At 71.8% G+C, this 21,831-nt stretch carries 17 protein-coding genes and 1 pseudogene; 9 read left to right on the forward strand and 9 right to left on the reverse strand.

Going from position 1 to position 21,831, the window contains the following annotated elements; genetic code table 11:
• Nucleotides 1-687: 687 nt before the first annotated feature.
• From whiA to uvrC, 4 genes are read right to left on the reverse strand one after another with little or no spacing between them, the layout of a single operon-like run.
• Nucleotides 688-1,677: a DNA-binding protein WhiA gene (gene whiA, locus ACIBBD_RS22280; RefSeq protein WP_399421216.1), complete on the reverse strand. Its 990-nt coding sequence runs from the start codon at nucleotides 1,675-1,677 to the stop codon at nucleotides 688-690.
• Complete coding sequence (gene yvcK, locus ACIBBD_RS22285; RefSeq protein ID WP_399421217.1) at nucleotides 1,668-2,735, reverse strand: uridine diphosphate-N-acetylglucosamine-binding protein YvcK; 1,068 nt, start codon at nucleotides 2,733-2,735, stop codon at nucleotides 1,668-1,670. Before yvcK ends, whiA begins: the two co-directional genes overlap by 10 nt.
• Entirely contained in the window at nucleotides 2,732-3,814 is a 1,083-nt protein-coding gene (gene rapZ / locus ACIBBD_RS22290) for an RNase adapter RapZ (RefSeq protein WP_399421218.1), read from the reverse strand. The genes yvcK and rapZ overlap by 4 nt, the downstream gene beginning before the upstream one ends.
• On the reverse strand, nucleotides 3,811-5,988 hold the full coding sequence (uvrC, locus tag ACIBBD_RS22295; RefSeq protein WP_399421219.1) for an excinuclease ABC subunit UvrC: 2,178 nt from the start codon (nucleotides 5,986-5,988) through the stop codon (nucleotides 3,811-3,813). The genes rapZ and uvrC overlap by 4 nt, the downstream gene beginning before the upstream one ends.
• Before the next feature lie 779 nt (nucleotides 5,989-6,767).
• On the opposite strand from uvrC, the gene ACIBBD_RS22300 reads away from it, so the two are divergent.
• On the forward strand, nucleotides 6,768-7,748 hold the full coding sequence (locus ACIBBD_RS22300; protein ID WP_399421220.1) for a hypothetical protein: 981 nt from the start codon (nucleotides 6,768-6,770) through the stop codon (nucleotides 7,746-7,748).
• A gap of 50 nt (nucleotides 7,749-7,798) precedes the next feature.
• Here ACIBBD_RS22300 and ACIBBD_RS22305 read toward each other — a convergent pair whose 3' ends face one another.
• A complete protein-coding gene (locus tag ACIBBD_RS22305; RefSeq protein ID WP_399421221.1) occupies nucleotides 7,799-8,242 on the reverse strand; it encodes a Rieske (2Fe-2S) protein in 444 nt (147 codons plus the stop codon).
• A 316-nt stretch (nucleotides 8,243-8,558) separates the two neighbouring features.
• On the opposite strand from ACIBBD_RS22305, the gene ACIBBD_RS22310 reads away from it, so the two are divergent.
• Both ACIBBD_RS22310 and ACIBBD_RS22315 read left to right on the forward strand, forming a co-directional pair.
• Entirely contained in the window at nucleotides 8,559-9,641 is a 1,083-nt protein-coding gene (locus ACIBBD_RS22310) for a LacI family DNA-binding transcriptional regulator (protein WP_399421222.1), read from the forward strand.
• Nucleotides 9,642-9,675: 34 nt separating this feature from the next.
• Nucleotides 9,676-10,587, forward strand: a complete 912-nt coding sequence (locus ACIBBD_RS22315) for a carbohydrate kinase (RefSeq protein ID WP_399421223.1) — start codon at nucleotides 9,676-9,678, stop codon at nucleotides 10,585-10,587.
• 40 nt (nucleotides 10,588-10,627) lie between these two features.
• Here the strand turns inward: ACIBBD_RS22315 and ACIBBD_RS22320 are convergent, their stop codons facing one another.
• Nucleotides 10,628-11,482: a helix-turn-helix domain-containing protein gene (locus ACIBBD_RS22320; protein WP_399421224.1), complete on the reverse strand. Its 855-nt coding sequence runs from the start codon at nucleotides 11,480-11,482 to the stop codon at nucleotides 10,628-10,630.
• 100 nt (nucleotides 11,483-11,582) lie between these two features.
• On the opposite strand from ACIBBD_RS22320, the gene ACIBBD_RS22325 reads away from it, so the two are divergent.
• On the forward strand, nucleotides 11,583-12,155 hold the full coding sequence (locus ACIBBD_RS22325) for a YceI family protein (protein ID WP_399421225.1): 573 nt from the start codon (nucleotides 11,583-11,585) through the stop codon (nucleotides 12,153-12,155).
• 152 nt (nucleotides 12,156-12,307) lie between these two features.
• Here ACIBBD_RS22325 and uvrA read toward each other — a convergent pair whose 3' ends face one another.
• Nucleotides 12,308-15,340, reverse strand: coding sequence for an excinuclease ABC subunit UvrA (gene uvrA / locus ACIBBD_RS22330; protein ID WP_399421226.1), 3,033 nt, complete (start codon nucleotides 15,338-15,340; stop codon nucleotides 12,308-12,310).
• Between the two features lie 223 nt (nucleotides 15,341-15,563).
• Between uvrA and ACIBBD_RS22335 the strand changes: the two genes are divergently transcribed.
• Nucleotides 15,564-16,250 (forward strand): maleylpyruvate isomerase family mycothiol-dependent enzyme, encoded by a 687-nt coding sequence (locus ACIBBD_RS22335; protein ID WP_399421227.1) that lies wholly within the window; start codon nucleotides 15,564-15,566, stop codon nucleotides 16,248-16,250.
• Nucleotides 16,251-16,260: 10 nt separating this feature from the next.
• Nucleotides 16,261-16,914 carry an MBL fold metallo-hydrolase gene (locus ACIBBD_RS22340; RefSeq protein ID WP_399421228.1) on the forward strand — a complete coding sequence of 218 codons (654 nt, stop codon included), beginning with the start codon at nucleotides 16,261-16,263 and terminating at the stop codon, nucleotides 16,912-16,914.
• A 537-nt stretch (nucleotides 16,915-17,451) separates the two neighbouring features.
• On the opposite strand, the gene ACIBBD_RS22345 is transcribed toward ACIBBD_RS22340, so the two are convergent.
• Together ACIBBD_RS22345 and ACIBBD_RS22350 are read right to left on the reverse strand one after the other, a co-directional pair.
• Nucleotides 17,452-19,083, reverse strand: a complete 1,632-nt coding sequence (locus ACIBBD_RS22345) for an MFS transporter (protein WP_399421229.1) — start codon at nucleotides 19,081-19,083, stop codon at nucleotides 17,452-17,454.
• A 94-nt stretch (nucleotides 19,084-19,177) separates the two neighbouring features.
• A complete protein-coding gene (locus tag ACIBBD_RS22350; RefSeq protein ID WP_399421230.1) occupies nucleotides 19,178-20,194 on the reverse strand; it encodes an NAD(P)/FAD-dependent oxidoreductase in 1,017 nt (338 codons plus the stop codon).
• On the opposite strand from ACIBBD_RS22350, the gene ACIBBD_RS22355 reads away from it, so the two are divergent.
• The 3 genes and pseudogenes from ACIBBD_RS22355 to ACIBBD_RS22365 form a co-directional block, all read left to right on the forward strand.
• Nucleotides 20,193-20,522: a hypothetical protein gene (locus ACIBBD_RS22355; RefSeq protein WP_399421231.1), complete on the forward strand. Its 330-nt coding sequence runs from the start codon at nucleotides 20,193-20,195 to the stop codon at nucleotides 20,520-20,522. The genes ACIBBD_RS22350 and ACIBBD_RS22355 overlap by 2 nt on opposite strands.
• Before the next feature lie 90 nt (nucleotides 20,523-20,612).
• Nucleotides 20,613-21,236 (forward strand): TetR/AcrR family transcriptional regulator, encoded by a 624-nt coding sequence (locus ACIBBD_RS22360; RefSeq protein WP_030246735.1) that lies wholly within the window; start codon nucleotides 20,613-20,615, stop codon nucleotides 21,234-21,236.
• A 120-nt stretch (nucleotides 21,237-21,356) separates the two neighbouring features.
• Nucleotides 21,357-21,545: pseudogene (locus ACIBBD_RS22365) on the forward strand (MBL fold metallo-hydrolase); the annotation flags it as partial.
• Nucleotides 21,546-21,831: the final 286 nt, after the last annotated feature.

Raw genomic sequence — 21,831 nt, forward strand, 5'->3', positions numbered from 1 at the left:
AGTGCCGCAAGTACGGGGAATTGGGGTCAAGGGACGGGAAAACGCCGACACCGGCGGCCCAAACGGGCGCCCGCACCGGCGGGTTGACGAACCGGGTCGGGGCTCGGGTGAGTGGACGAAGCCGGTCGGGGGCCGGTCACGTCGCCGAGCCGGGTCGCGGTCGCGGACCTGACGGGGTGAGGAAACGGGCCGAGATCCGGCGGGTCACGAACGGGGTCGGGCGGGGAACGGGCGCGTTGACGAACCGGGGTCGAGTCGGGGAACGGGCGGGTCGACGAGCCCGGGTCGGGGAACGGGCGGGATAACGACCCGGGCCGGGGATCGAGCCGCCACCGAGCCGGCGGGTGACGAGCCAGGCTGGGACCCTGGCGAGTTGACGACCCGGGTCGGGGAGCGGGGGGTTCGAGGAGCGCGGGGCAGGATGACGACCTGGGCCGGGGACCAGGCGGTCGACGGCCCCGATCGCGGACCTGGCGCAGTGACGAACCAGGCCGGAACCCGGGCGGGTCGATGACCCCGGGTCGGGAGCGGCGGGTCACCGAACCGGGTCGCGGACCCGGCGCAGTGACGAACCAGGCCGGGACCGGGACGGGTCGACGGCCCAGGGTCGGGGAGCGGCGGGTCGCCGAACCGGGTCGCGGACCCGGCGGGGTGACGACCCGTTCCCTTCGCGGTCCCGTCGCGCTCTCAGCCCGCCAGGTTGTCGGCGAGTTCCTCGCTGAGGTTGGCCTCGGTGCCCGGGATGCCGAGGTCGGAGGCCCGCTTGTCGGCCATCGCCAGCAGCCGGCGGATACGGCCGGCGACCGCGTCCTTGGTCAGCGGCGGGTCGGCGAGCGCGCCCAGTTCCTCCAGGGAGGCCTGCTTGTGCTCCATGCGCAGCCGGCCGGCGGCCGCCAGGTGCTCGGGGACCTCGTCGCCGAGGATCTCCAGGGCCCGCTGGACCCGGGCGCCGGCGGCGACGGCCGCACGGGCGGAGCGGCGCAGGTTGGCGTCGTCGAAGTTGGCGAGACGGTTCGCCGTGGCGCGCACCTCGCGACGCATCCGGCGCTCCTCCCAGGCCAGCACCGACTCGTGGGCGCCGAGGCGGGTGAGCAGGGCGCCGATGGCGTCGCCGTCGCGCACCACCACCCGGTCGACCCCGCGCACCTCACGGGCCTTCGCGGCGATGGACAGGCGGCGGGCGGCACCGACGAGGGCCAGCGCGGCCTCGGGGCCGGGGCAGGTGACCTCGAGGGAGGAGGACCGGCCGGGCTCGGTGAGCGAGCCGTGCGCCAGGAAGGCCCCGCGCCAGGCCGCCTCGGCGTCGCAGGTGGCGCCGGAGACCACCTGCGGAGGCAGGCCGCGGATCGGCCGGCCCCGGCCGTCCACCAGGCCGGTCTGACGCGCCAGTTGGTCACCGCCCGCGACGACGCGCACGACGTAGCGCGAGCCGCGGCGCAGACCGCCGGGCGCCATCACGATGAGCTCCGAGCTGTGGCCGAAGATCTCCAGGACGTCCCGCTTGAGCCGGCGGGCCGCCATCGCGGTGTCCAGCTCCGCCTCGATCACGATGCGCCCGCTCACCAGGTGGAGGCCGCCGGCGAACCGCAGAATGGCGGAGACCTCCGCCTTTCTGCAGCAGGTCCGGGTGACGGGTAGCCGGGAGATCTCGTCCTTCACCGCTGCCGTCATCGCCATGGGCCGATCCTTCCATGCATCCGAAAAATACGGTCGTACGCGGCGGCCAGCAGCTCCGGATCATGCCGCGGAGTTCCATCGGGCCGGGCCACCGGCGCCAGCTCGACCGCGGCCCCGAACCGCTTGGCGGCATCGGTCAGCGAGTCGCGGTCGGGCACGGCGGCCTCGTCGGCCAGCACCACGTCCAGGGCGAGTTTAGGGGCGTGTCGTCCCAAAACCTCCAAATGACGCTGCGGGGAGAAGCCCTCGGTTTCTCCCGGCTGCGGCGCGAGGTTCAGGGAGAGTACCCGGCGAGCCTTCGTCTCCGTGAGGGCGTCCAGCAGTTCCGGCACCAGCAGGTGCGGGATGACCGAGGAGAACCAGGAGCCGGGTCCCAGCACCACCCAGTCCGCGTCCAGGACGGCCTCGACCGCTTCGGGGACGGCCGGCGGGTCGTGCGGCACGAGGTGCACGGACTGCACCTCGCCGGGCGTCAACGCGACGGTCGCCTGCCCCCGCACCGTGTCGACGTCCTCGGGCCGCGCCGGGTCGTGCCCCTTGACCAGCGCCTGGAGCTCCAGGGGGACCGCCGACATGGGCAGCACGCGCCCGTGCGCGCCGAGGAGCTTGCCGACCAGGTCCAGGGCCTGGACGTGGTCGCCGAGCTGCTCCCACAGAGCCACGATCAGCAGGTTGCCGACCGCGTGGCCGTTGATCTCGCCCTGGGACTGGAAGCGGTGCTGGATGACCCGGGCCCAGGTCTGGCCCCAGTCGTCGTCGCCGCACAGCGCGGCCAGCGCCTTGCGCAGGTCGCCGGGTGGCAGCACGCCCAGCTCGTCGCGCAGGCGCCCGCTGGAACCGCCGTCGTCGGCCACCGTGACGACGCCGGTGAGGTCGCCGGTGATCCGGCGCAGCGCGGCGAGCGAGGCCGACAGGCCCATGCCGCCGCCGAGGGCGACGACCTTGGGCTGGGTGCCGCGGCGGCGTGGTTTGCCGCCCCGGGCCTCGACCGGCCGGCTCACGCGCCCCTCCGGCGCCGTCCCGCGCAGCCGGCCCAGCCGCAGAGTACGTCCTGTCATTCCCGTCCCATGTCCCGGTGCACGACCACCGTCTCCACGCCCTCGGCCGCGAGGCGCGCGGCGAGCTTCTCCGACATCGCGACCGAGCGGTGCTTGCCTCCCGTACAGCCGACCGCGATGGTCACGTAGCGCTTGCCCTCCCGGCGGTAGCCCCCGGCGATGAGCTGGAGGAGCTCCGCGTACCGGTCGAGGAACTCCTTGGCTCCGGGCTGGTTGAGGACGTAGGTGGCCACCTCCTCGTTCAGGCCGGTGTAGGCGCGCAGTTCCGGGACCCAGTGCGGGTTGGGCAGGAAGCGCATGTCCACGACCAGGTCGGCGTCGACGGGGAGGCCGTACTTGAAGCCGAAGGACATGACGGTGGCCCGCAGCTCGGGCTCCTCCTCGCCCGCGAACTGGGCGTCCATCTTGGCGCGCAGCTCGTGCACGTTGAGGCTGGAGGTGTCGATCACCAGGTCGGCGTCGCCGCGCAGCTCGCGCAGCAGCTCGCGCTCGGCGGCGATGCCGTCGACGATCCGGCCGTCGCCCTGGAGGGGGTGCGGGCGGCGCACCGACTCGAAGCGGCGCACCAGGGCGTCGTCGGAGGACTCCAGGAAGACGATCCGCCGGGTGACGTTCTTCGCCTCGAGGTCGGCGAGGGACTCGCGAAGGTTGTCGAAGAAGCGCCGGCCGCGGACGTCGACGACGACCGCGATCCGCGCCACGTTGCCCTGGGAGCGGGCGCCGAGCTCCACCATGGTGGGGATCAGGGCCGGCGGGAGGTTGTCGACGACGAACCAGCCGAGGTCCTCCAGACACTTGGCGGCCGTCGAGCGGCCCGCCCCGGACATGCCGGAAATGATCACCAGCTCGGGGATGGCCGCCTCGGGGATACCGGGCGGTGTGACGTCCGTACTCACCTGTGCTCCGTCTTCGTGGCCTGCGGTCTGCTCGGCGCCGCCGGGGCCCGTGCCGGGCTGGGCGGCGTCGTGCGGTGTGTCGTGCCGGGTGGGATCCTCGCCGGTTTCCCTGGGCGTCTGCTGGGGCGCTGCTGTGGGCGCCTGATCTCGGTCCGCTGTGGGCTGTGCGTCGTGCTCGGTCATGTCTCCTGCCCCCGTCGTTCTTCCGGGGCGCCCGCGGTGACGGGCTCCCCGGGGGAGTCCGCCGTCGTATCGGGCTCCCCCTCTTCCATGATCTCTCCCGTCGCCGTGTTCACGGCGGGCGCGGGCGGAGCCGCCTGGGCGAGGGCCGCGACGATCGTCTCGGCCGTCTTGCGGCCTATGCCGGGTACCTCGCAGATCTGGTCGATCGTCGCGGACCGCAGCTTCTTCACTGAGCCGAAGTGCTTGATCAGCGCCTGCCTGCGGGTCTCGCCGAGGCCCGGGACCTCATCCAGGGGGCCGGAGCGGAACCGCTTGGCGCGCTTGGTGCGCTGGTAGGTGATGGCGAAGCGGTGGGCCTCGTCGCGGACGCGCTGGAGCAGGTAGAGGCCCTCGCTGGTGCGGGGCAGGACGACCGGGTCGTCGTCGTCCGGCAGCCAGACCTCCTCCAGCCGCTTGGCGAGGCCGCAGACGGCGATGTCGTCGATGCCGAGCTCGTCCAGGGCGCGCTTGGCGGCCGCGACCTGCGGCTGCCCGCCGTCGACGACGACGAGCTGCGGCGGGTACGCGAAGCGCTTGGGCCGGCCGTCGTCGTCCTTGAGGGCATCGGCGAGGGGGGCCTCGGACAGGCCGGCGGCCTCATCGGAGGGCGTGGCGGCGAAGCCGTTCCTGCGGGCGGCCGCGGAGCCGTCGGCAGGGGCGACCGCGGAGCCGTCCGTGGAGGTGGGCTCGCCGTCGCTGGAGGTGGGCTCGCCGTCGGTCCACTCCCCCGTCCGTTCCTTCTCGGCGAGATAGCGCCGGAAGCGGCGGGTGATCACCTCGTGCATGGAGCGGACGTCGTCCTGCCCCTCGAAGCCCTTGATCTGGAAACGGCGGTACTCGCTCTTGCGCTGCAGGCCGTCCTCGAAGACGACCATCGAGGCCACGACGTCGTCGCCCTGGAGGTGCGAGATGTCGTAGCACTCGATCCTGAGCGGGGCGCTGTCCAGGTCGAGTGCCTCGGCGATCTCCTCGAGGGCCCGCGAGCGTGTGGTCAGGTCGGAGGCGCGCCTGGTCTTGTGCAGGACGAGCGCATGCTGGGCGTTGCGCTCGACGGTCTCCATGAGGGCCCGCTTGTCGCCGCGCTGCGGGACCCGCAGCGAGACGGCCGAGCCGCGGCGGCCGGTGAGCCACTCCTGGACCGGTTCCACCGGATCCGGCAGGGCGGGGACCAGGACCTCCTTGGGGACGGCGTCCCCGGTCTCCTCGCCGTAGAGCTGCTGGAGGGCGTGCTCCACGAGGGCGCCGGTGGTGATCTCCTCGACCTTGTCGGTGACCCAGCCGCGCTGGCCGCGCACGCGTCCGCCGCGCACGTGGAAGATCTGGACGGCCGCCTCGAGCTCGTCCTCGGCGACCGCGATCAGGTCGGCGTCGGTCGCGTCCGCGAGCACGACCGCGTTCTTCTCCATGGCCTTCTTCAGGGCCTCGATGTCGTCGCGCAGGCGGGCGGCCCGCTCGTACTCCATCTCCTCGGCCGCCTCCATCATCTGCTTCTCCAGACGACGCAGGTACGTGCCGGTGCGGCCGGTCATGAAGTCGCAGAACTCGTCCGCCAGTTCCCAGTGGTCGTCGGGCGAGATCCGGCCGACGCAGGGCGCGGAGCACTTGCCGATGTAGCCGAGCAGGCAGGGGCGGCCGGTGCGGGCGGCGTTCTTGAAGACGCCGGCGGAGCAGGTGCGCACCGGGAAGACGCGCAGCAGCAGGTCGACGGTGTCGCGGATCGCCCACGCGTGCGCGTACGGCCCGAAGTAGCGGACGCCCTTCTTCTTGTGGCCGCGCATCACCTGCACGCGCGGGAACTCCTCGTTCATCGTCACCGCGAGGTACGGGTAGCTCTTGTCGTCGCGGTACTTGACGTTGAACCGGGGGTCGTACTCCTTGATCCAGGAGTACTCCAGCTGGAGTGCCTCCACCTCCGTGGACACCACCGTCCACTCCACGGACGCGGCCGTGGTGACCATCGTGCGTGTGCGCGGGTGGAGACCTGCCAGGTCCTGGAAGTAGTTCGCCAGGCGCTGGCGCAGGCTCTTCGCCTTTCCGACGTAGATCACCCGGCGGTGCTCGTCGCGGAACCTGTAGACCCCGGGCGAGTCCGGGATCGATCCCGGCTTGGGGCGGTAGCTGGAGGGGTCGGCCATGTCTCACACCCTACTGGCGCGGAGTGACACTCCGACGAGGCTGTGGACAACCACGGGCAGGTGTCCCGGGCTGGGGGTGCGCCCGGCCGACGGGGCTGTGGACAACTGGCGGGTGCGGGGTGGGGCTGCGCCCCGCCGGCATCTGCCGTGGCCGGCCCCACCTGTGCTGGATCCGGCCTCACTGCCGAGCAGCCGCCTGCCGCGCCGGGCTGCCGCGCCCCTGGCTCGCACGGCGGCTCACTGGTCCGCGTTCGACGGGTGGGAAGGGCGGGACCCGGCGGTCGGTCGGGCGGTCGACAGGGCTCAGCGGTCGGTCGGCCGCGCTGGCGTCGCGCGGCGGGGCTGGTCAGTCGCGCGGCGTCGGGCGGCGGGGCTGGTCAGTCGCGCGGCAGGGCTCAGCGGTCGGCCACCCACGCGGCGTCAGCAAGCCCGCCGCGGCCTCAGTCACCCACCCGGCGACCAGAAGCACGCCTCAGCACCAGTCACCCACCCGGCGGCGGACGGCGGGGCGCCGCCGTGCGCCTCGCACACCCGGCCGGTGAACCGGCGCGGCCTACCCGTCGTCCTGGGCGTGGGCAAGAGCCCCGAGTCGGCCAACGGCAGGCCACGTTCGGGCATCAGGTGTTGTCGGGATGGGGTCAACACGCTTCAATGCGGGGGAACTGGGGGCGGTGAAGCACGCCCTACGGATGTGAAGGCGCCCCCGCGTCACCGGAGGCCCGGCCACCGACACGAACGGTCCGACCAGCCGTCGTGCGCATTCCCAGAAAGGGCCCTGCATGCCGCACGCCCCTCATCACGCGGACGCCGCCGGCCACCACCCGGACGCCGCCGTCGGCGCAGCCGCCGCGGAACTGGACACGGCCCTGCGAGGCGGCCCCTTCCACGTCGCCCTGCGTGCCGCGATCGCCGCACGAGGGCTGCCTCTGCAGCGCGTGCAGCACCACCTGTCACGGCACGGCGTGAAGGTCGGTGTCACCAGCCTGAGCTACTGGCAGCAGGGCGCCCGGCGCCCGCAGCGCCCCGAGTCACTCCGCGCCGTCCGGGCTCTGGAGGAGATACTGCGGCTGCCGGACGAGTCCCTGATCCGGCTGCTCACGCAGGCCGACGCGGACACGGTGGGCGGACACCCGACGGGCCGCTCCTACCGTTCGCTCGTGGCGGCCTCGGACGTTCTCGACAAACTGCTCGCCGAACTGGAGTGCCCTCCGGACGACGGGCTGCACACCCTCGGCCACCATGAGCGCGTCCGCATCGGCGCGCGCCGGGAACTCCTGGGGCGCGAGTCGCAGCACATCGTCCGCGCCCACCGCGACGGCGTCGACCGCTTCGTGGCCGTCCACCACGGCGATCCCGGCTGCGCTCCGGACCGGATGACGCTGCACGCCCTGGAGAACTGCCGCGCCGGCCGCGTCCGCCGGCACCACGAAACGGGCGTCCTCGTCGCCGAACTCCTCTTCGACACCCGCCTCCGGGCCGGCGACACCTTCCTCTTCCGGTACGGCGTCGAGGACGGCACCGCCGGCGCCTGCCGCGAGTACGTCCGGGGCTTCGGCACCCCGGGCGGCCAGTACGCCCTGCAGATCAGGTTCGACGAGAACACACTGCCCACCCGCTGTCACCGCTTCACCCGGCACTCGGCGGCGGCACCGCGCGGCAGCCGTCAGGAACTGCCTCTCAGCCGGCGACACCACTCCGTCCACCTCGTCGAGCCGCGGGTCCGGTCGGGCATGGTGGGCATCGGGTGGGACTGGGAGTGAGCACAGGCGGGACTGAGAGCAAGCCCGCCCCCCGGGCGAGGGCCTAACGGTCAGGCACCCGGCTCCACGACGATCCTGCCGTTCTCCGTCCTGACCGGCAGCTCGTTCAGCGGTTCGGTCGCCGGCTCCCGCACCACCTGACCGGTCGTCGCGTCGAACTCGCTGCCGTGGCAGGGACAGATCAGGGTCGTCCCGTCGAGCTTGTTGATGGGACACCGTGCGTGCGTGCAGATCGAGCTGTACGCCCTCAGCTGGCCGCTCCCGGACCGGCTGACCACCACGTTGTGGTCGCGGTAGAGCCTCGCGCCGCCTTGCGCGACCTCGCTGTCCGCGCCGAGTTCCACCGGAGCGGTGGGGGTCGCGGGCGCCGTCGTTCCACCGGTCGGCGAACAGGCGGCCAGACCGAGCGCCGCGGCGGGCGCGAGGGCCGCGGCCGGCGCGAGGGCCGCTCCTCGCAGGACGGTACGGCGGCTCGCGGAGGGTCGGCCGGGCATGCGGGCTCCACTGGTCGAAAGGCGGTACGAGGGCGGTCGCCGTGCGGCGTACGAGGACGGTCGGCGTGCAGCGGAGGGGTGCGGTGCACGATGACGCCGCGTGCCCTCCCACTGATCGACTGTGGATCAACCACTGCCGACTGCTGCCCCGCGCGCACGATACCGCCGGGGGTGGTGCGGGGGTGACGGCGGGTTGCGTTGCTTGTGACGGGTCAGGTAGACGTAAACGCTTGCGCAAGCGTTTACGCGCCTCGTCCGATGGGATACCGTCCCGCTCAGCACGGCGCCCGCCGCATTCAGGGAGGGGAGGGAGACCATGCCGACCATGGCCGACGTCGCACGGCACGCCGGTGTTTCCGTGGCGACCGTCTCGCACGTACTGAACGACACCCGTCCCGTCCTGCCCCACACCCGCCAGGCCGTCCTCGACGCCATGGACGAGCTCGGCTACACGCCCAACACCCTCGCCCGCTCCCTGGTGACCGCCCGCACCCGCTCCATCGGGCTGGCGGTGTCGGCGATCAGCAACCCCTACTTCACCGAGATCCTCCAGGGCGTCGAAGCCGCCGCCCTGGAGCAGGGCTACAGCCTGCTGATCGCCGATCCGCACGACGACCCCGCGCACGAACGCAAGGTCGTCCAGCTCCTGCACGAACGCCGCGTGGACGGCATGGTCGTCGCGCCGTCGGCGGAGCCGGGCGAATTGCTCGCCTACCTCACCCGCCACCGCGTGCCGACCGTCCTCCTCGACCGGATCGTCGACCCTTCGGCGGAGGGCGCGCCCCGCTTCGACCAGGTCTGCGCCGAGAACGCGGAACCCACAGCCCGCCTGGTCACGCATCTCGCCGGACTCGGCCACCGCCGCATCGCCCTCGTCGCCGGCCGGCCCGGCCTCAGCACCACCGTCGAACGTGTCACCGGCTACCGGCACGGCCTCGCCTCCGCCGGGCTTCCCCACGACGAGCGGCTCCTGGTGCACGGCGACTCCGAGTCGGCCGACGCCGAACGGGCCACCGCCGCCCTGCTCTCCCTGCCCACCCCGCCCAGTGCGCTGGTCACCGCCAACAACGCCATGACCCTCGGCGCCCTGCGGGCTCTGCGCGCGCACGGGCTGGCCGTGCCCGACGACATCGCGCTGTGCTGCTTCGACGACTTCCCCTGGGCGGACCTGTTCTCCCCCCGGCTGACCGCGATCGCCCAGCCCAGCAGGGACATCGGTGTCCAGGCCGTCCGTGTGCTCCTCGAACGCCTCGCCGCACCCGACCGGCCCGCCCGGACCGTGCGGCTCCCGTGCACCTTCGTCCACCGCACGTCGTGCGGCTGCCCCGACCCGCCGGAGCGGCCTTCGCAACCGCCGGGCCATGGCCTCCGGCGATCCGATCCGAGCAGTGACCAGTGAGCAGTCCGATGCCTTCGGAGAAAGGAACGACCCCTTGATCGTCGTCGCAGGTGAGGCCCTGATCGACCTGGTTCCGCAGGGCACGGGTGCCCTCGCGGGTCTGCAGCCTGCCCTCGGTGGCGGCCCCTACAACACGGCCGTGGCCCTCGGCCGCCTCGGCTCCCCCACGGCCTTCTGCTCCCGCACCTCCTACGACGCCTTCGGCGAGGCGCTGCTGGACGGACTGAGGGACGCGGGCGTGGACGTGGCGGCGGTGCAGCGCGGCCCGGAACCGACCACTCTCGCGGTCGCCACGATCGACGGGAACGGCGCGGCCGCCTACTCCTTCTACGTGGAGGGCACCGCCGACCGGCTGTTCACCGTCCCGGCCGGCCTGCCCTCCGGGACGCGGGCGGTGTCCTTCGGCACCTGCTCGCTCGTCCTGGAGCCGGGTGCGAGCGCCTACGAGGAGCTGATGCGGACCGCGGCGGCGCAGGGCGTGTTCACCGCGCTCGATCCGAACATCCGGCCCGGCCTGATTGCCGACGCCGACGCCTACCGGGCCCGCTTCAAGAGCTGGCTGCCCTCGGTGACCCTGCTCAAGCTCTCCGAGGAGGACGCCCGCTGGCTGGGCGGCACTCCTCACGAGTGGCTGTCCGCCGGCCCCTCGGCGGTGGTGATCACGCACGGCGGCGACGGGCTGACCGCGTTCACCCGGGACGGCGCCGTGTACCCGGTGCCGGGCGAGAAGGTCGACGTCGTGGACACCATCGGTGCCGGCGACACCGTGAACGCGGCGCTTCTGCACGGACTGTCGGCGTGGGACGCCCTGTCTGCGGCGGCGCTCGCAGGCCTGGGCCGCGAGGGCTGGGAGCGCCTGCTGCGCTTCGCGGCACGCGCGGCGGCGATCACCTGCTCCCGGGCGGGCGCCGAGCCGCCGTACGCCGCCGAGGTCGGCGACCTGTAGAGGGCGGGTGGGCAGTCATGCGTCCACCGGCCGGTGTGCATCAGCCGCTCACCGCGCGAAGGGCCCCGGGTCTGCGCCCGTTGAGGTGGTCCAGCGCCGTGGCCGTCGCCTCGTCGGCCGGGAGGTGGACCATCAGGCGCTGGCCCTCCTCGGGCAGGGACAGCGTCTCGTACGACAGACGTAGCCGCCCCGCCTCGGGGTGCTCCACGATGTCCGTGCCGAACCGGGCCGGCATGGACGGAACGGCCGTGAGCCGCTCGGTGAACGGGGCGCCCGCGGTGACCGTCAGCTCGTCGGCGAGCGCGGCGACGTTCGGGTCGTGCAGGGAGGCCTCGTGTCGCAGGTGGGCGACCTGCTCGTCGGCGAGACGGTCCCAGCCGGGGAACACGGTCCGGGCCCGTTCGTCGGTGAACAGGTACCTCACGAGGTTGGGCGCGCTGCCGTCGAGCACGCCCAGCGGGCGGGCGAACCGCTCGTAGCCAAAGGTGTGCGCCACGATGTCGCCGATCCAGGTGAGGAGCACGGCGGGTGTCGGCTCCAGCCGGTCGAGGAGCGCGCGCACGGTGGGACGTACCGTGCGGATCGGCGGTGCCGCCGAGGTGCACAGCACCTTGTCGGCGCCGGCCTCCTTGGCCAGCCGGCGCAGCAGGATCCGGTCCGGCACGGTCAGGCGCAGCGCGTCACCGAGGGCACCGAGCACCTGGGGCGAGGGATTGCGGTCGCGTCCCTGTTCCAGGCGGGTGAGGTACTCGACGCTGACGCCGGCGAGCGTGGCCAGTTCCGCGCGGCGCAGTCCGGGCGTACGGCGTCTGGGGCCCGTGGGCAGCCCCACCTCGGCCGGGGTGACGGCTTCGCGGCGGGTGCGCAGGAACGTGCCCAGCTCGTTGTCGCTCACCCGCCGAACGTACAACGGGATCCGCCGCCGAGGGTGGCCCTCTCACTACCACCCTCCAGCCGGTCTCCCTCCCGTCCGCCGGCGCGCGGAGGGTGAAGACATGACTCAGGACAACACCGCTCAGACGCTGACCACCACGGCCCTGCCCCTGGCGCCCGGCGACTGGGAACTCGACCCGCTGCACTCGGCGGTCAACTTCACCATCCGGCACCTCGGGATCGCCAAGGTGCGTGGCCGGTTCCGGGAGGTGACGGCCACGCTGTTCGTCGGGGAGACGGCCGACGAGGTGCGGGTGAGCGCCGAGATCGCCCTTGCCTCCATCGACACGGGAAACCCCGACCGGGACGCGCACACCCGCGCGGCCGGCCTGCTCGACGTGGAGAAGCGTCCGACGATGGCCTTCCGCTCGACGCGCGTGTTCGGGGAGGGCGAGGACTGGACGATGGAAGGGGACCTGACCATCGGGGACGTGACCCGCCCGGTCACGCTCGCCGTCGACTTCGGCGGGGTGGTGGACTCCCCTGTGGATCAGAGGAGGCACGCCGGTTTCGAGGCCACGGGTGAGATCCGGCGCAGCGACTTCGGGCTGGACTTCGGCGCCGGGTTCCTCGGTGACGTTGTCAAGGTGCAGCTGGACATGCAGTTCGTCGAACCGCAGGGCCAGGGTGGCTGATGGTGGAACGGACGGCGCCCCGCGGGGAGTTCCCGCGGGGCGCCGTGTTTCTCGCGAACTTCCGGTTTCTTCAGCACTGTTCAGGACTCGCCATGACCTGACGGACATTCCGTCGAGTCCGGCAGGCCTTGGCGGTCTTGACGTCCGCTCGCTCAGGCCTTGCGGGTCCGCGTCGTCTTCTTCGCGGGCGTCGCCTTCTTCGTGGCCCCGGCCGCCTTCTTCGTCGCCGTGTTGTTGGCGGACGTCGTGGCGGTCGCCGTCTTCTTCGTCGTCGACCTGGCCGCGACCGTCTTCTTCGCCGCCGTGGTGCGCGGTGCCTTGACCGGGGCCGCGTCGCTGATGCGGTCGGCGCCGAGTACCTCCCGCAGGAACTTGCCGGTGTGGCTGGCCGGGACTCCGGCGACCTCCTCCGGTGTGCCCTCGGCGACGACGAGGCCGCCGCCTGCACCGCCCTCGGGGCCCATGTCGACGATCCAGTCGGCGGTCTTGATCACATCGAGGTTGTGCTCGATGACGATGACCGTGTTGCCCTTCTCGACCAGGCCCGAGAGGACCTTCAGGAGCTTGCTGATGTCCTCGAAGTGCAGGCCCGTGGTCGGCTCGTCCAGGACGTAGACCGTGCGCCCGGTGGAACGGCGCTGCAGCTCGCTGGCGAGCTTGACGCGCTGGGCCTCGCCGCCGGACAGGGTGGTCGCGGACTGGCCGAGCCGGACGTAGCCGAGACCGACGTCCTTCAGCGTGTTGAGGTGACGGGCGATCGCGGGGACGGCCTCGAAGAACTCCTTGGCCTCCTCGATCGGCATGTTCAGGACCTCGGCGATGGACTTGCCCTTGTAGTGGACCTCCAGGGTCTCCCGGTTGTAGCGGGCGCCGTGGCAGACCTCGCACGGGACGTAGACGTCCGGGAGGAAGTTCATCTCGATCTTGATCGTGCCGTCGCCGGAGCAGTTCTCGCAGCGGCCACCCTTGACGTTGAAGGAGAAGCGACCGGGCTGGTAGCCGCGGACCTTCGCCTCGGTGGTCTCGGCGAACAGCTTGCGGATGTGGTCGAAGACGCCGGTGTAGGTCGCCGGGTTCGACCGGGGGGTGCGGCCGATGGGCGACTGGTCGACGTGCACGACCTTGTCGACGAGGTCGTCGCCGTCCACGCGGGTGTGCCGGCCCGGCACGTTCCTCGCGCCGTTCAGCTCGCGGGCCAGGTGCGTGTACAGGATGTCGTTGACCAGCGTCGACTTGCCCGAACCGGAGACACCGGTGACCGCGGTGAACACGCCCAGCGGGAAGGAGACGTCGATGTCCTGAAGGTTGTTCTCCCGGGCGCCGTGGACCGTGAGCTGCCGGGAGGGGTCGCGCGGGCGCCGGATGTCGGGCACGGGGATGGACTTCTTGCCGGACAGGTACTGGCCGGTCTGTGACTCGGCGTTGGCGAGCAGTTCCTTCAGGGAGCCGCTGTGCACGACCTTGCCGCCGTGTTCACCGGCGCCGGGGCCGATGTCGACGACCCAGTCGGCGACCTTGATGGTGTCCTCGTCGTGCTCCACGACGATGAGCGTGTTGCCCATGTCACGCAGCCGGACGAGGGTCTCGATCAGCCGGTGGTTGTCACGCTGGTGCAGGCCGATGGACGGCTCGTCGAGGACGTAGAGCACGCCGACGAGGCCGGAGCCGATCTGGGTGGCCAGCCGGATGCGCTGGGCCTCACCGCCGGAGAGCGTGCCGGCCGCGCGGTTGAGCGAGAGGTAGTCCAAGCCGACGTCGACCAGGAACCGCAGCCGCTCGTTGACCTCCTTCAGCACGCGCTCGGCGATCTTCTTGTCGCGGGCGCTGAGCTTCAGCTCGCCCAGGAAGTCCGCGCAGTCGCTGATGGACATCGCGGAGACCTCGGCGATGGACTTCCCCATGATCGTGACCGCGAGGACGACCGGCTTCAGGCGAGTGCCCTCACAGGTCGGGCAGGGCACCTCGCGCATGTAGCCCTCGAAGCGCTCACGGCTGGCGTCGCTCTCGGCCTCGCTGTGCCGGCGCTTGACGAAGGGGACGGCGCCCTCGAAGGGCGTGGTGTACACGCGCTCGCGGCCGTACCGGTTGCGGTAGCGGACCTCGATCTGCGTCTTGTGGCCGTACAGCAGTGCCTTCCTGGCACGCTGCGGCAGGCCGGCGAAGGGGATGTCCGTCCGGAATCCCAGCGCGTCCGCGAGAGCGCCGATCAGACGGCCGAAGTAGTCCTTGGTGTGACCGTGCGACCACGGGTGGATGGCGCCCTCGTCGAGGGACTTGTCCTCGTCGGGGACGATCAGCTCGGGGTCGACCTCCATGCGCGTGCCGATGCCGGTGCACTCGGGGCAGGCGCCGAAGGGCGAGTTGAAGGAGAAAGAGCGGGGCTCCAGCTCCTCGAAGGACAGGTCGTCGTACGCGCAGTACAGGTGCTCCGAGTACATGCGCTCGCGCTCGGGGTCGCCCTCGGGGAGGTCGACGAAGTCGAGCACGACCATGCCGCCGGACAGGCCGAGGGCGGTCTCCACGGAGTCGGTGAGCCGGCGCTTGGCGGACTCCTTCACCGTGAGGCGGTCGATGACCACCTCGATGGTGTGCTTCTCCTGCTTCTTCAGGGTGGGCGGGTTCGAGAGCTGGATCGTCTCGCCGTCCACGCGCGCGCGGGAGTAGCCCTTGGTCTGCAGGTCGGCGAAGAGGTCGACGAACTCGCCCTTGCGCTCGCGCACCAGCGGCGACAGCACCTGGAAGCGGCTCCCCTCCGGCAGCTCCAGGACCTTGTCGACGATGGCCTGCGGCGACTGGCGCGAGATCGGGCGGCCGCACTCGGGACAGTGCGGCTTGCCGATGCGCGCGAAGAGCAGACGCAGGTAGTCGTAGACCTCGGTGATGGTGCCGACCGTGGAGCGCGGGTTGCGCGAGGTCGACTTCTGGTCGATGGAGACCGCCGGGGAGAGGCCTTCGATGAAGTCGACGTCCGGCTTGTCCATCTGGCCGAGGAACTGCCGGGCGTACGAGGAGAGCGACTCCACGTAGCGCCGCTGGCCCTCGGCGAAGATCGTGTCGAAGGCCAGCGAGGACTTGCCCGACCCCGACAGGCCCGTGAAGACGATGAGCGAGTCGCGTGGCAGGTCGAGCGAGACATTCTTGAGGTTGTGCTCGCGCGCGCCACGGACGATGAGACGGTCGGCCACGCCGGTCCGCACCTTTCTTGAGAGAAGTGACAGGGGCGGGGCCCCCGTCTTTCTCAGACTAGGGGGAGCCACTGACAACGCCGGTTCGGATTCACCGGTTGACAACAATCCCCGACCATCCAGCATGCCCGACGCCGCCACCGACCATATAGCACGCGCATTCGATTTGCGGGCGCGGTCCGTCACCTTCACCCGAAGGGGTGGCGGAGCTAGGGTCAGCAGCATGACTGATCACGCTCATGACCTGGGGTCTGTACGTGAGGCGACCGAGCGACTGCTGAGCGCAGTCGCCGAACTGGACAACGCCGCTGTGGCCGAGTCGTCACGCCTGCCCGGCTGGAGCCGGGGCCATGTCCTCGCCCACCTGGCACGCAACGCGGACGCCCTCGTGAACGTCCTCCAGGGCCGTCCCATGTACGTCACCGACGACGCCCGGGACGCGGACATCGAGCGGGACGCCCAGCGCGCCCTGGACGTCCAGCTCGCGGACCTGCGTGACAGTGCGGCCCGCTTCCAGGAGGCCGCGGCCCAGCCCGCCGACTGGTCGCGCACGGTGGAGCTGCGCAACCGCGTCACCGACGCCGCGGCCCGGGTGCCCTTCCGACGGTGGATCGAGGTCGAGCTGCACCACGTGGACCTCGGCATCGGCTACGAGCTGGAGGACCTGCCGGCGGAGTTCACCGAGCGGGAGATCGACTTCCTCGCGGAGCGGTTCACCGGGCGCCCCGACGTGCCGCCGACCCGCCTGACGGACGGCACGCGCGCGTGGCGCACCGGCCGGGAGGCCGACGGCCCCGAGGTGACCGTCACGGGGTCCCCCGCCGACCTCCTGGGCTGGCTCGCCGGGCGCCGCGACGGATCCCGGCTGGCCGTCGGCGGCGGCCCTCTGCCGGCCCTCCCCCCGCTATAGGCTGGCCGTCATGACGTACAGCGGAGAGGTGACGGTCGGCGGCCCGGCGGACGTGCACGAGCTCAAGGACCTCATGATCACCAAGATCGCGGTCGGCCCGATGAACAACAACGCCTATCTGCTGCGCTGCCGGGCCACCGACGAGCAGTTGCTGATCGACGCGGCCAACGAGGCGGAGACACTCCTCGGCATGATCGGTGACGACGGCATCGCGTCCGTGGTCACCACCCATCGGCACGGGGACCACTGGCAGGCGCTCGCCGCGGTCGTGACGGCCACGCACGCGCGTACGTACGCCGGCCGGGACGACGCCGAGGGCATCCCCGTGCCGACCGACGTCCCGGTCGACGACGGAGACGTCATCCGGGTGGGGAACGTGGAGCTCACCGCCCGCCACCTGGTCGGGCACACGCCGGGCTCGATCGCCCTCGTCTACGACGACCCGCACGGGCACCCTCACGTGTTCACGGGCGACTGCCTCTTCCCGGGGGGTCCTGGTCGGACAACGCGTCCGGAAGAGTTCAACTCCCTGATGGACGGCCTGGAGACCAAGCTGTTCGACGTCCTGCCCGACGAGACGTGGATCTACCCCGGCCACGGCAACGACACCACCATCGGCACGGAGCGGCCCCACCTCGCGGAGTGGCGCGCACGAGGCTGGTAACCGTCCAACGCCGACCGCTCCAGTTTCGAGACCGAAGCGGGGGCGGTCGCGCATTCAGGCCCGTTCCGCGCTCGGGAGGGTCATGCCCCACGGACGGTGGCCTCCAGAGCACCGCACCGACGCCGGCAGCGGTGACCGCCATGGTCAGGGGGACTGTTGCATGGGCTGCGGTCTGCCGGGCGGGTTCACCTGGCAGGCAGCGGAACCTCCCCCTTCTCCGCAATCCATCCCTTCGGCTCCCAGCCGTACCACGGGCCCGAAACACCCGCACGCAGCTGGAGGCCGCGCTCAAGCGGGCTGCGACCGCCGCTGTCACCTCACGGCCCTTGGCCTCCGGGCCGCCCCGGAGGCCAGGGACGGTGAGGTGTTCCGGCAGAGGACCCGTGTCGCTGTGGACCGTGGACCACGCCCGCGCCCTGCGCGTCTCGCGCCGCCGGGCTCCTGCCCGACGCGCCTGGCGGGCGATCCGGCGGAGGCGGTGCCCGGCGACCCGGCGGACGGCGTCCCCGGCGATCCAGTGGACGCCCCGCCGGCGATCTAGCGGATGGCCCCGGTGTGCTCCCGCACAGTCGCCGCCTCGCTCGCCGCCGTCCCGGCCCCCGGCTCGGCGCTCTTCCCCGCGAACCCGCGCCGGCCCGGCAGGATGGCGAGGACGATCAGTGTTCCGGCGGCCATGATGATCCCGCCGATGAGGCTGGTCTGGGCGACTCCGTGGGCGAAGGCCTGGTGGACGGCGTCCACGGCGGCCTGGGCCTGCTGGGGCCCGGCGGAGGGATCCTGCGCGACCCGCTCCGCGACGGCCAGGCCGGCGCCGACCGAGTCCTTGGCGGTCTCCATCGCCTGCGCCGGGAGCCGGTTGCCCACCAGGTCGGTCAGCTCGTCCCGGTAGGCCGTGCCCAGCAGCGAGCCCAGCACCGCGATGCCCAGCGCCCCGCCCAGCTCCAGCGCGGTGTCGTTGACACCGCCGCCGACGCCCAGCTCGGACTCGGGGAAGGAGCCCATGATCGTGTCGGTCGCCGGGGAGATGGCCAGTCCGAGCGCGAGGCCCAGCATCATCAGCGGCGCCAGGAAGTCCCCGTACGTCGACCCCTTGTCGATCTGGGTGAGCAGAAACATGCCCGCCGTGCCGACGGCCATGCCGGTCACGGCCATCACCCTCACCCCCAGCTTCGGGGCGAGCACCCCGGTCACCGCGGACCCGAGGAACACCGCACCGCCCAGCGGCAGCAGCCGTACACCCGTGTCCAGGGCGCCGTAGCCGAGGACGAACTGCAGGAACTGCGTCGAGTAGTAGATCACGGCGAACATGCCGAAGAAGAAGAACATCACCGCGAGCATCGAGCCGCTGAAGGGCCGCAGCGCGAACTTTCGGACGTCCAGCATCGGGTGCGGGTGCCGCAGCTCCCAGGCGACGAAGGCGACCAGACCGACACCGGCGACCGCGGCGGCGGTGACGGGGCCGGCGCCCCAGCCGGAGTGCGGTCCCTCGATGGCGGCGTAGATCAGGGAGCCGACGGTGACGATCGACAGCAGACCACCGACGTAGTCGATCCGGCCCATGCCCTCCGCCTTGGACGGCGGTACCAGGGCGAGCGCGCCGAACACGGCGAGGACGGCGATCGGCACGTTGATCAGGAAGGTCGAGCCCCAGGCGTGGTCCTCAAGCAGCCAGCCGGAGACCAGCGGGCCGACGGCTACCGCCAGCCCGGAGGTCGCGGCCCAGGCGGTGATGGCCTTGGCCCGCTCGCTCCGGGGGAAGGTCGCGACCACGAGGGACAGCGTGGCCGGCATCACGACCGCGGCACCGATACCCATGATCGCGCGGGCCACGATGACCAGTGAGGTCTCGTCGACCATGCTCCCCATCACCGAACCGCCGGCGAAGATCAGCAGACCCAGCACCAGCGCGCCGCGCCGGCTGTACTTGTCGCCGATCGCGCCCAGTACCAGCATCAGCGCCGCGTACGGAACGGTGTAGGAGTCGACGACCCACTGCAGATCACTGCTGCTCAGGCCCAGGTCGGTGGTCATGTCGGGGGCGGCGACGATCAGCGACGTGTTCGCCATCACCGTGATCAGCAGGCTCAGGCACAGCACGAGCAGCGCCCACCAGCGCCGCGCGTACGGCCCGGTCATCTTCTCCACGGGGGTGTTCGCAAGGAAGGGCATCAGTAGCTCCTGAGGGGGACGGGGCGGACGAGCGGAATCACTTGATTGCCCGTGAGGCGAGCGGGCGACGGGCTGAGATCTCCGGGCTTCAAGATCATCCTGTGGCCCCTTGTGGGCTTCCCTCGGCGATCCCCTGGAGGGCCGCGTCGGTGTCCGCGATGGCCAGCATCCTGTTGATGTCGGCGCCGGCCAGTGCGCCGGCCGCTGCGGAGGCCCCGACCTGGGCGACCGGATCGGTGGCGTTGCCTGCCACCCACACACCCGGCACCTCGGTGGCGCCGGCCGTGCCGGAGGCGAAACCGCGGCCCACCGGCAGGTCCTGCACCGGCAGGCCCAGACCCTCCAGGCCCTGGGTGCGGGCCTGCATCCGCGGGCCGACCGCGAGGACGCGGCGGGCCACGACCTGCCCGTCGGCCAGGCGCACCCCGGCGAGGGCACCGCCGGCGTCGTTGACGACCTCGGTGACCGGGGTGTCGACGATGCGGATGCCGCGGGCGGCGAAGCGGGCGCGGCTGTCCTCGTCCAGGTCGGTGCCGTGGGTGAAGTAGGTCAGGTCCTCGGTCAGCTGACGGAACAGATACGCGTGGCCGATGGAGGCCGGGCCGGTGGCGAGGATGCCGATGGGCTCGTCGCGCACCTCCCAGCCGTGGCAGTACGGGCAGTGCACCACACTGTCCCCCCAGTGCTCGGCGAGCCCGGGCACCTGTGGCAGCACATCCGTGAGGCCGGTGGCCACCAGGACGCGGCGGGCGGTGATGCTGCGGCCGTCGGCCAGGGTGACGGTGAACCGCAGGTCCCCGTCCGCCGACGGGGCGGCAGGCTCGGCCGCGACCACCTCGCCGGACACGACGCGTCCGCCGTACCGGCGCACCTGCTCCCGGCCCCGTCGAAGGATCTCGGACGGCGGGGTGCCGTCCAGGGCGAGAAGGCCGTGCACGGCCTGGGCGGGTGCGTTGCGCGGGGAGCCGGTGTCGATCACGACGACCGAGCGGCGGGAGCGGGCGAGGATCAGTGCACCGTTCAGCCCCGCGGCGCCCCCGCCGATCACCACCGCGTCGACGGTCTGCTCGGGCAGTGCGTCGCTCGCGTCCAGAGGAGTCGCCACAGCCATGGCCTCCTGCCTTTCCTTATCAGTCATGGTTCGGTCAACCCTTCGAGTTCTGGGTGGTGGGAGGGGGTCAGCTGTTCAGAAAGCCGAGGATGTGGTCGGCGACCGTCTTGGGCTGTTCGAGGTGCAGGAAGTGCCCCGCGCCGAGGACAGCCCGACGTTCGTGATGTACGGATCCAGTCCGGCGATGGAACTCGCCGTCGCCAGGATCGCCAAGATCAGACCGGGCCTTGCCGGCCTGGAAGGCGTCGCAACGTTGGGTGGTGCGGAGGAGCGCAAAGGCATGGGTTGCTCTCCATCGCGCCAGGCGTACACACACCCTGTCCGGTGAGCCCAGGATGGTTGTGTACTGAACAGTCAGAAACCTAGATGGTTCTGTACTGGGTTGTCAATAACGGCGGGTCGGCTTTACCTTCGGTGTATGGCGAGACCACGAAGCTTCGACCGCGACCACGTCCTGCATGCCGCCGAGCGGCAGTTCCGCGCCTCGGGCTACAACGGCACGAGCGTCGACGACATCAGCGCCGCCACCGGCCTGGGCCGCGGCAGCCTCTATGCCGCGTTCGACGGCAAGCACGGCGTGCTGCTGCAGGCGATGGCCGGCTACTTCGCCCGGCTGGGGCAGTTTGCGCCGAAGGCGCTCGCCGGACCGGACGAGGGTGCCCTGGAACGACTGCACGCGTACTTGCTCCGCGCCGTCCACGGGGTGCCACTCGCCGCCGACGTACCCCCCGCCCCTGACCGGGCGGCGGCAGCCTGCTTCGCCGCCAAGATGGCCCTGGAGATCGGCGCCTCCGACTCCGAGGTGAAACGCCTGGCCAACGACTGCTTCTCCGTGCTCGCGACGGCGGTGGCCGAGTGTGTGCGAGCGGCGCAGCGCAACGGCGACATCGACCCCGACGCGGATCCCGACGACCTTGCGTACCTTCTGCTGACCATCATCCGCGGGACCGATGTCGTAGGCGCGTACGGCCACAGTCCCGCCCGCCTGACCTCGATTGCGGAGAGCGCGTTCGCCTTGCTGCCTCGCCCGCGCCACCGCTGAGAAGGGCACGGCCGGCCTCATTGCACAGGCATCTGATGCGGTCGGCCCACTTCGACGCCGCGGAGGCAGGGCCCGCGGGTTTACGCGCCGCCGTGACCTCGCGGGTTGGCGCGTGCTGTGGTGTTCCCGGGCGGCGTCGGCAACACGGGCAAGGATCCGCAGGCGTTCGCCAGCCTCATCCACGACGTCGAGACGAAGCTCTTCGACGTGCTCCCGGACGAGACATGGGTGTACCCCGAGCACGGCAACGACACCACGCTGGGCGCCGAGCGTCCGCACCTGCCGGAGTGGCACGCGCGCGGGTGGTGAGTCGGCCGTGCGCCCGGAGGGGCGCGCGGTGCCTACACAGGGGGCTGCGTCACCGTGCGCGCCCCGTGTGAAGGGCGTGCACGCGCCGGTGCCCCGTGCGCGCTCCCCCCGGTCATGGTCGCGCGGTCAACTGGTGGTAGCCCCGCGCGGGATGACGGCTCCCGCACGGAAGGGGCCGCCGGCCTCCGTTCCCCGCCCTCGGCCGGCGGCCCAGGCGCCTTTCCTCCGGCCTGTTCACGAGACTGCAACACCCGCTCCCACCATGCGGACAGTCGGCGATGCGACC

Origin of the sequence: Streptomyces sp. NPDC051315 (assembly GCF_044455165.1) — a bacterium.
Lineage (GTDB): Bacteria > Actinomycetota > Actinomycetes > Streptomycetales > Streptomycetaceae > Streptomyces.

Coding starts and splice junctions, on each gene's coding strand:
- ACIBBD_RS22310 (WP_399421222.1), top strand. CDS start 8,559: ATGCCGACCATGGCCGACGTCGCACGGCACGCCGGTGTTTCCGTGGCG.
- ACIBBD_RS22340 (WP_399421228.1), top strand. CDS start 16,261: ATGACGTACAGCGGAGAGGTGACGGTCGGCGGCCCGGCGGACGTGCAC.
- ACIBBD_RS22350 (WP_399421230.1), bottom strand. CDS start 20,194: ATGGCTGTGGCGACTCCTCTGGACGCGAGCGACGCACTGCCCGAGCAG.
- ACIBBD_RS22360 (WP_030246735.1), top strand. CDS start 20,613: ATGGCGAGACCACGAAGCTTCGACCGCGACCACGTCCTGCATGCCGCC.
- ACIBBD_RS22355 (WP_399421231.1), top strand. CDS start 20,193: ATGGCCTCCTGCCTTTCCTTATCAGTCATGGTTCGGTCAACCCTTCGA.
- ACIBBD_RS22335 (WP_399421227.1), top strand. CDS start 15,564: ATGACTGATCACGCTCATGACCTGGGGTCTGTACGTGAGGCGACCGAG.
- yvcK (WP_399421217.1), bottom strand. CDS start 2,735: ATGACAGGACGTACTCTGCGGCTGGGCCGGCTGCGCGGGACGGCGCCG.
- ACIBBD_RS22305 (WP_399421221.1), bottom strand. CDS start 8,242: ATGCCCGGCCGACCCTCCGCGAGCCGCCGTACCGTCCTGCGAGGAGCG.
- uvrC (WP_399421219.1), bottom strand. CDS start 5,988: ATGGCCGACCCCTCCAGCTACCGCCCCAAGCCGGGATCGATCCCGGAC.
- ACIBBD_RS22325 (WP_399421225.1), top strand. CDS start 11,583: ATGACTCAGGACAACACCGCTCAGACGCTGACCACCACGGCCCTGCCC.
- ACIBBD_RS22345 (WP_399421229.1), bottom strand. CDS start 19,083: ATGCCCTTCCTTGCGAACACCCCCGTGGAGAAGATGACCGGGCCGTAC.
- rapZ (WP_399421218.1), bottom strand. CDS start 3,814: ATGACCGAGCACGACGCACAGCCCACAGCGGACCGAGATCAGGCGCCC.
- whiA (WP_399421216.1), bottom strand. CDS start 1,677: ATGGCGATGACGGCAGCGGTGAAGGACGAGATCTCCCGGCTACCCGTC.
- ACIBBD_RS22300 (WP_399421220.1), top strand. CDS start 6,768: ATGCCGCACGCCCCTCATCACGCGGACGCCGCCGGCCACCACCCGGAC.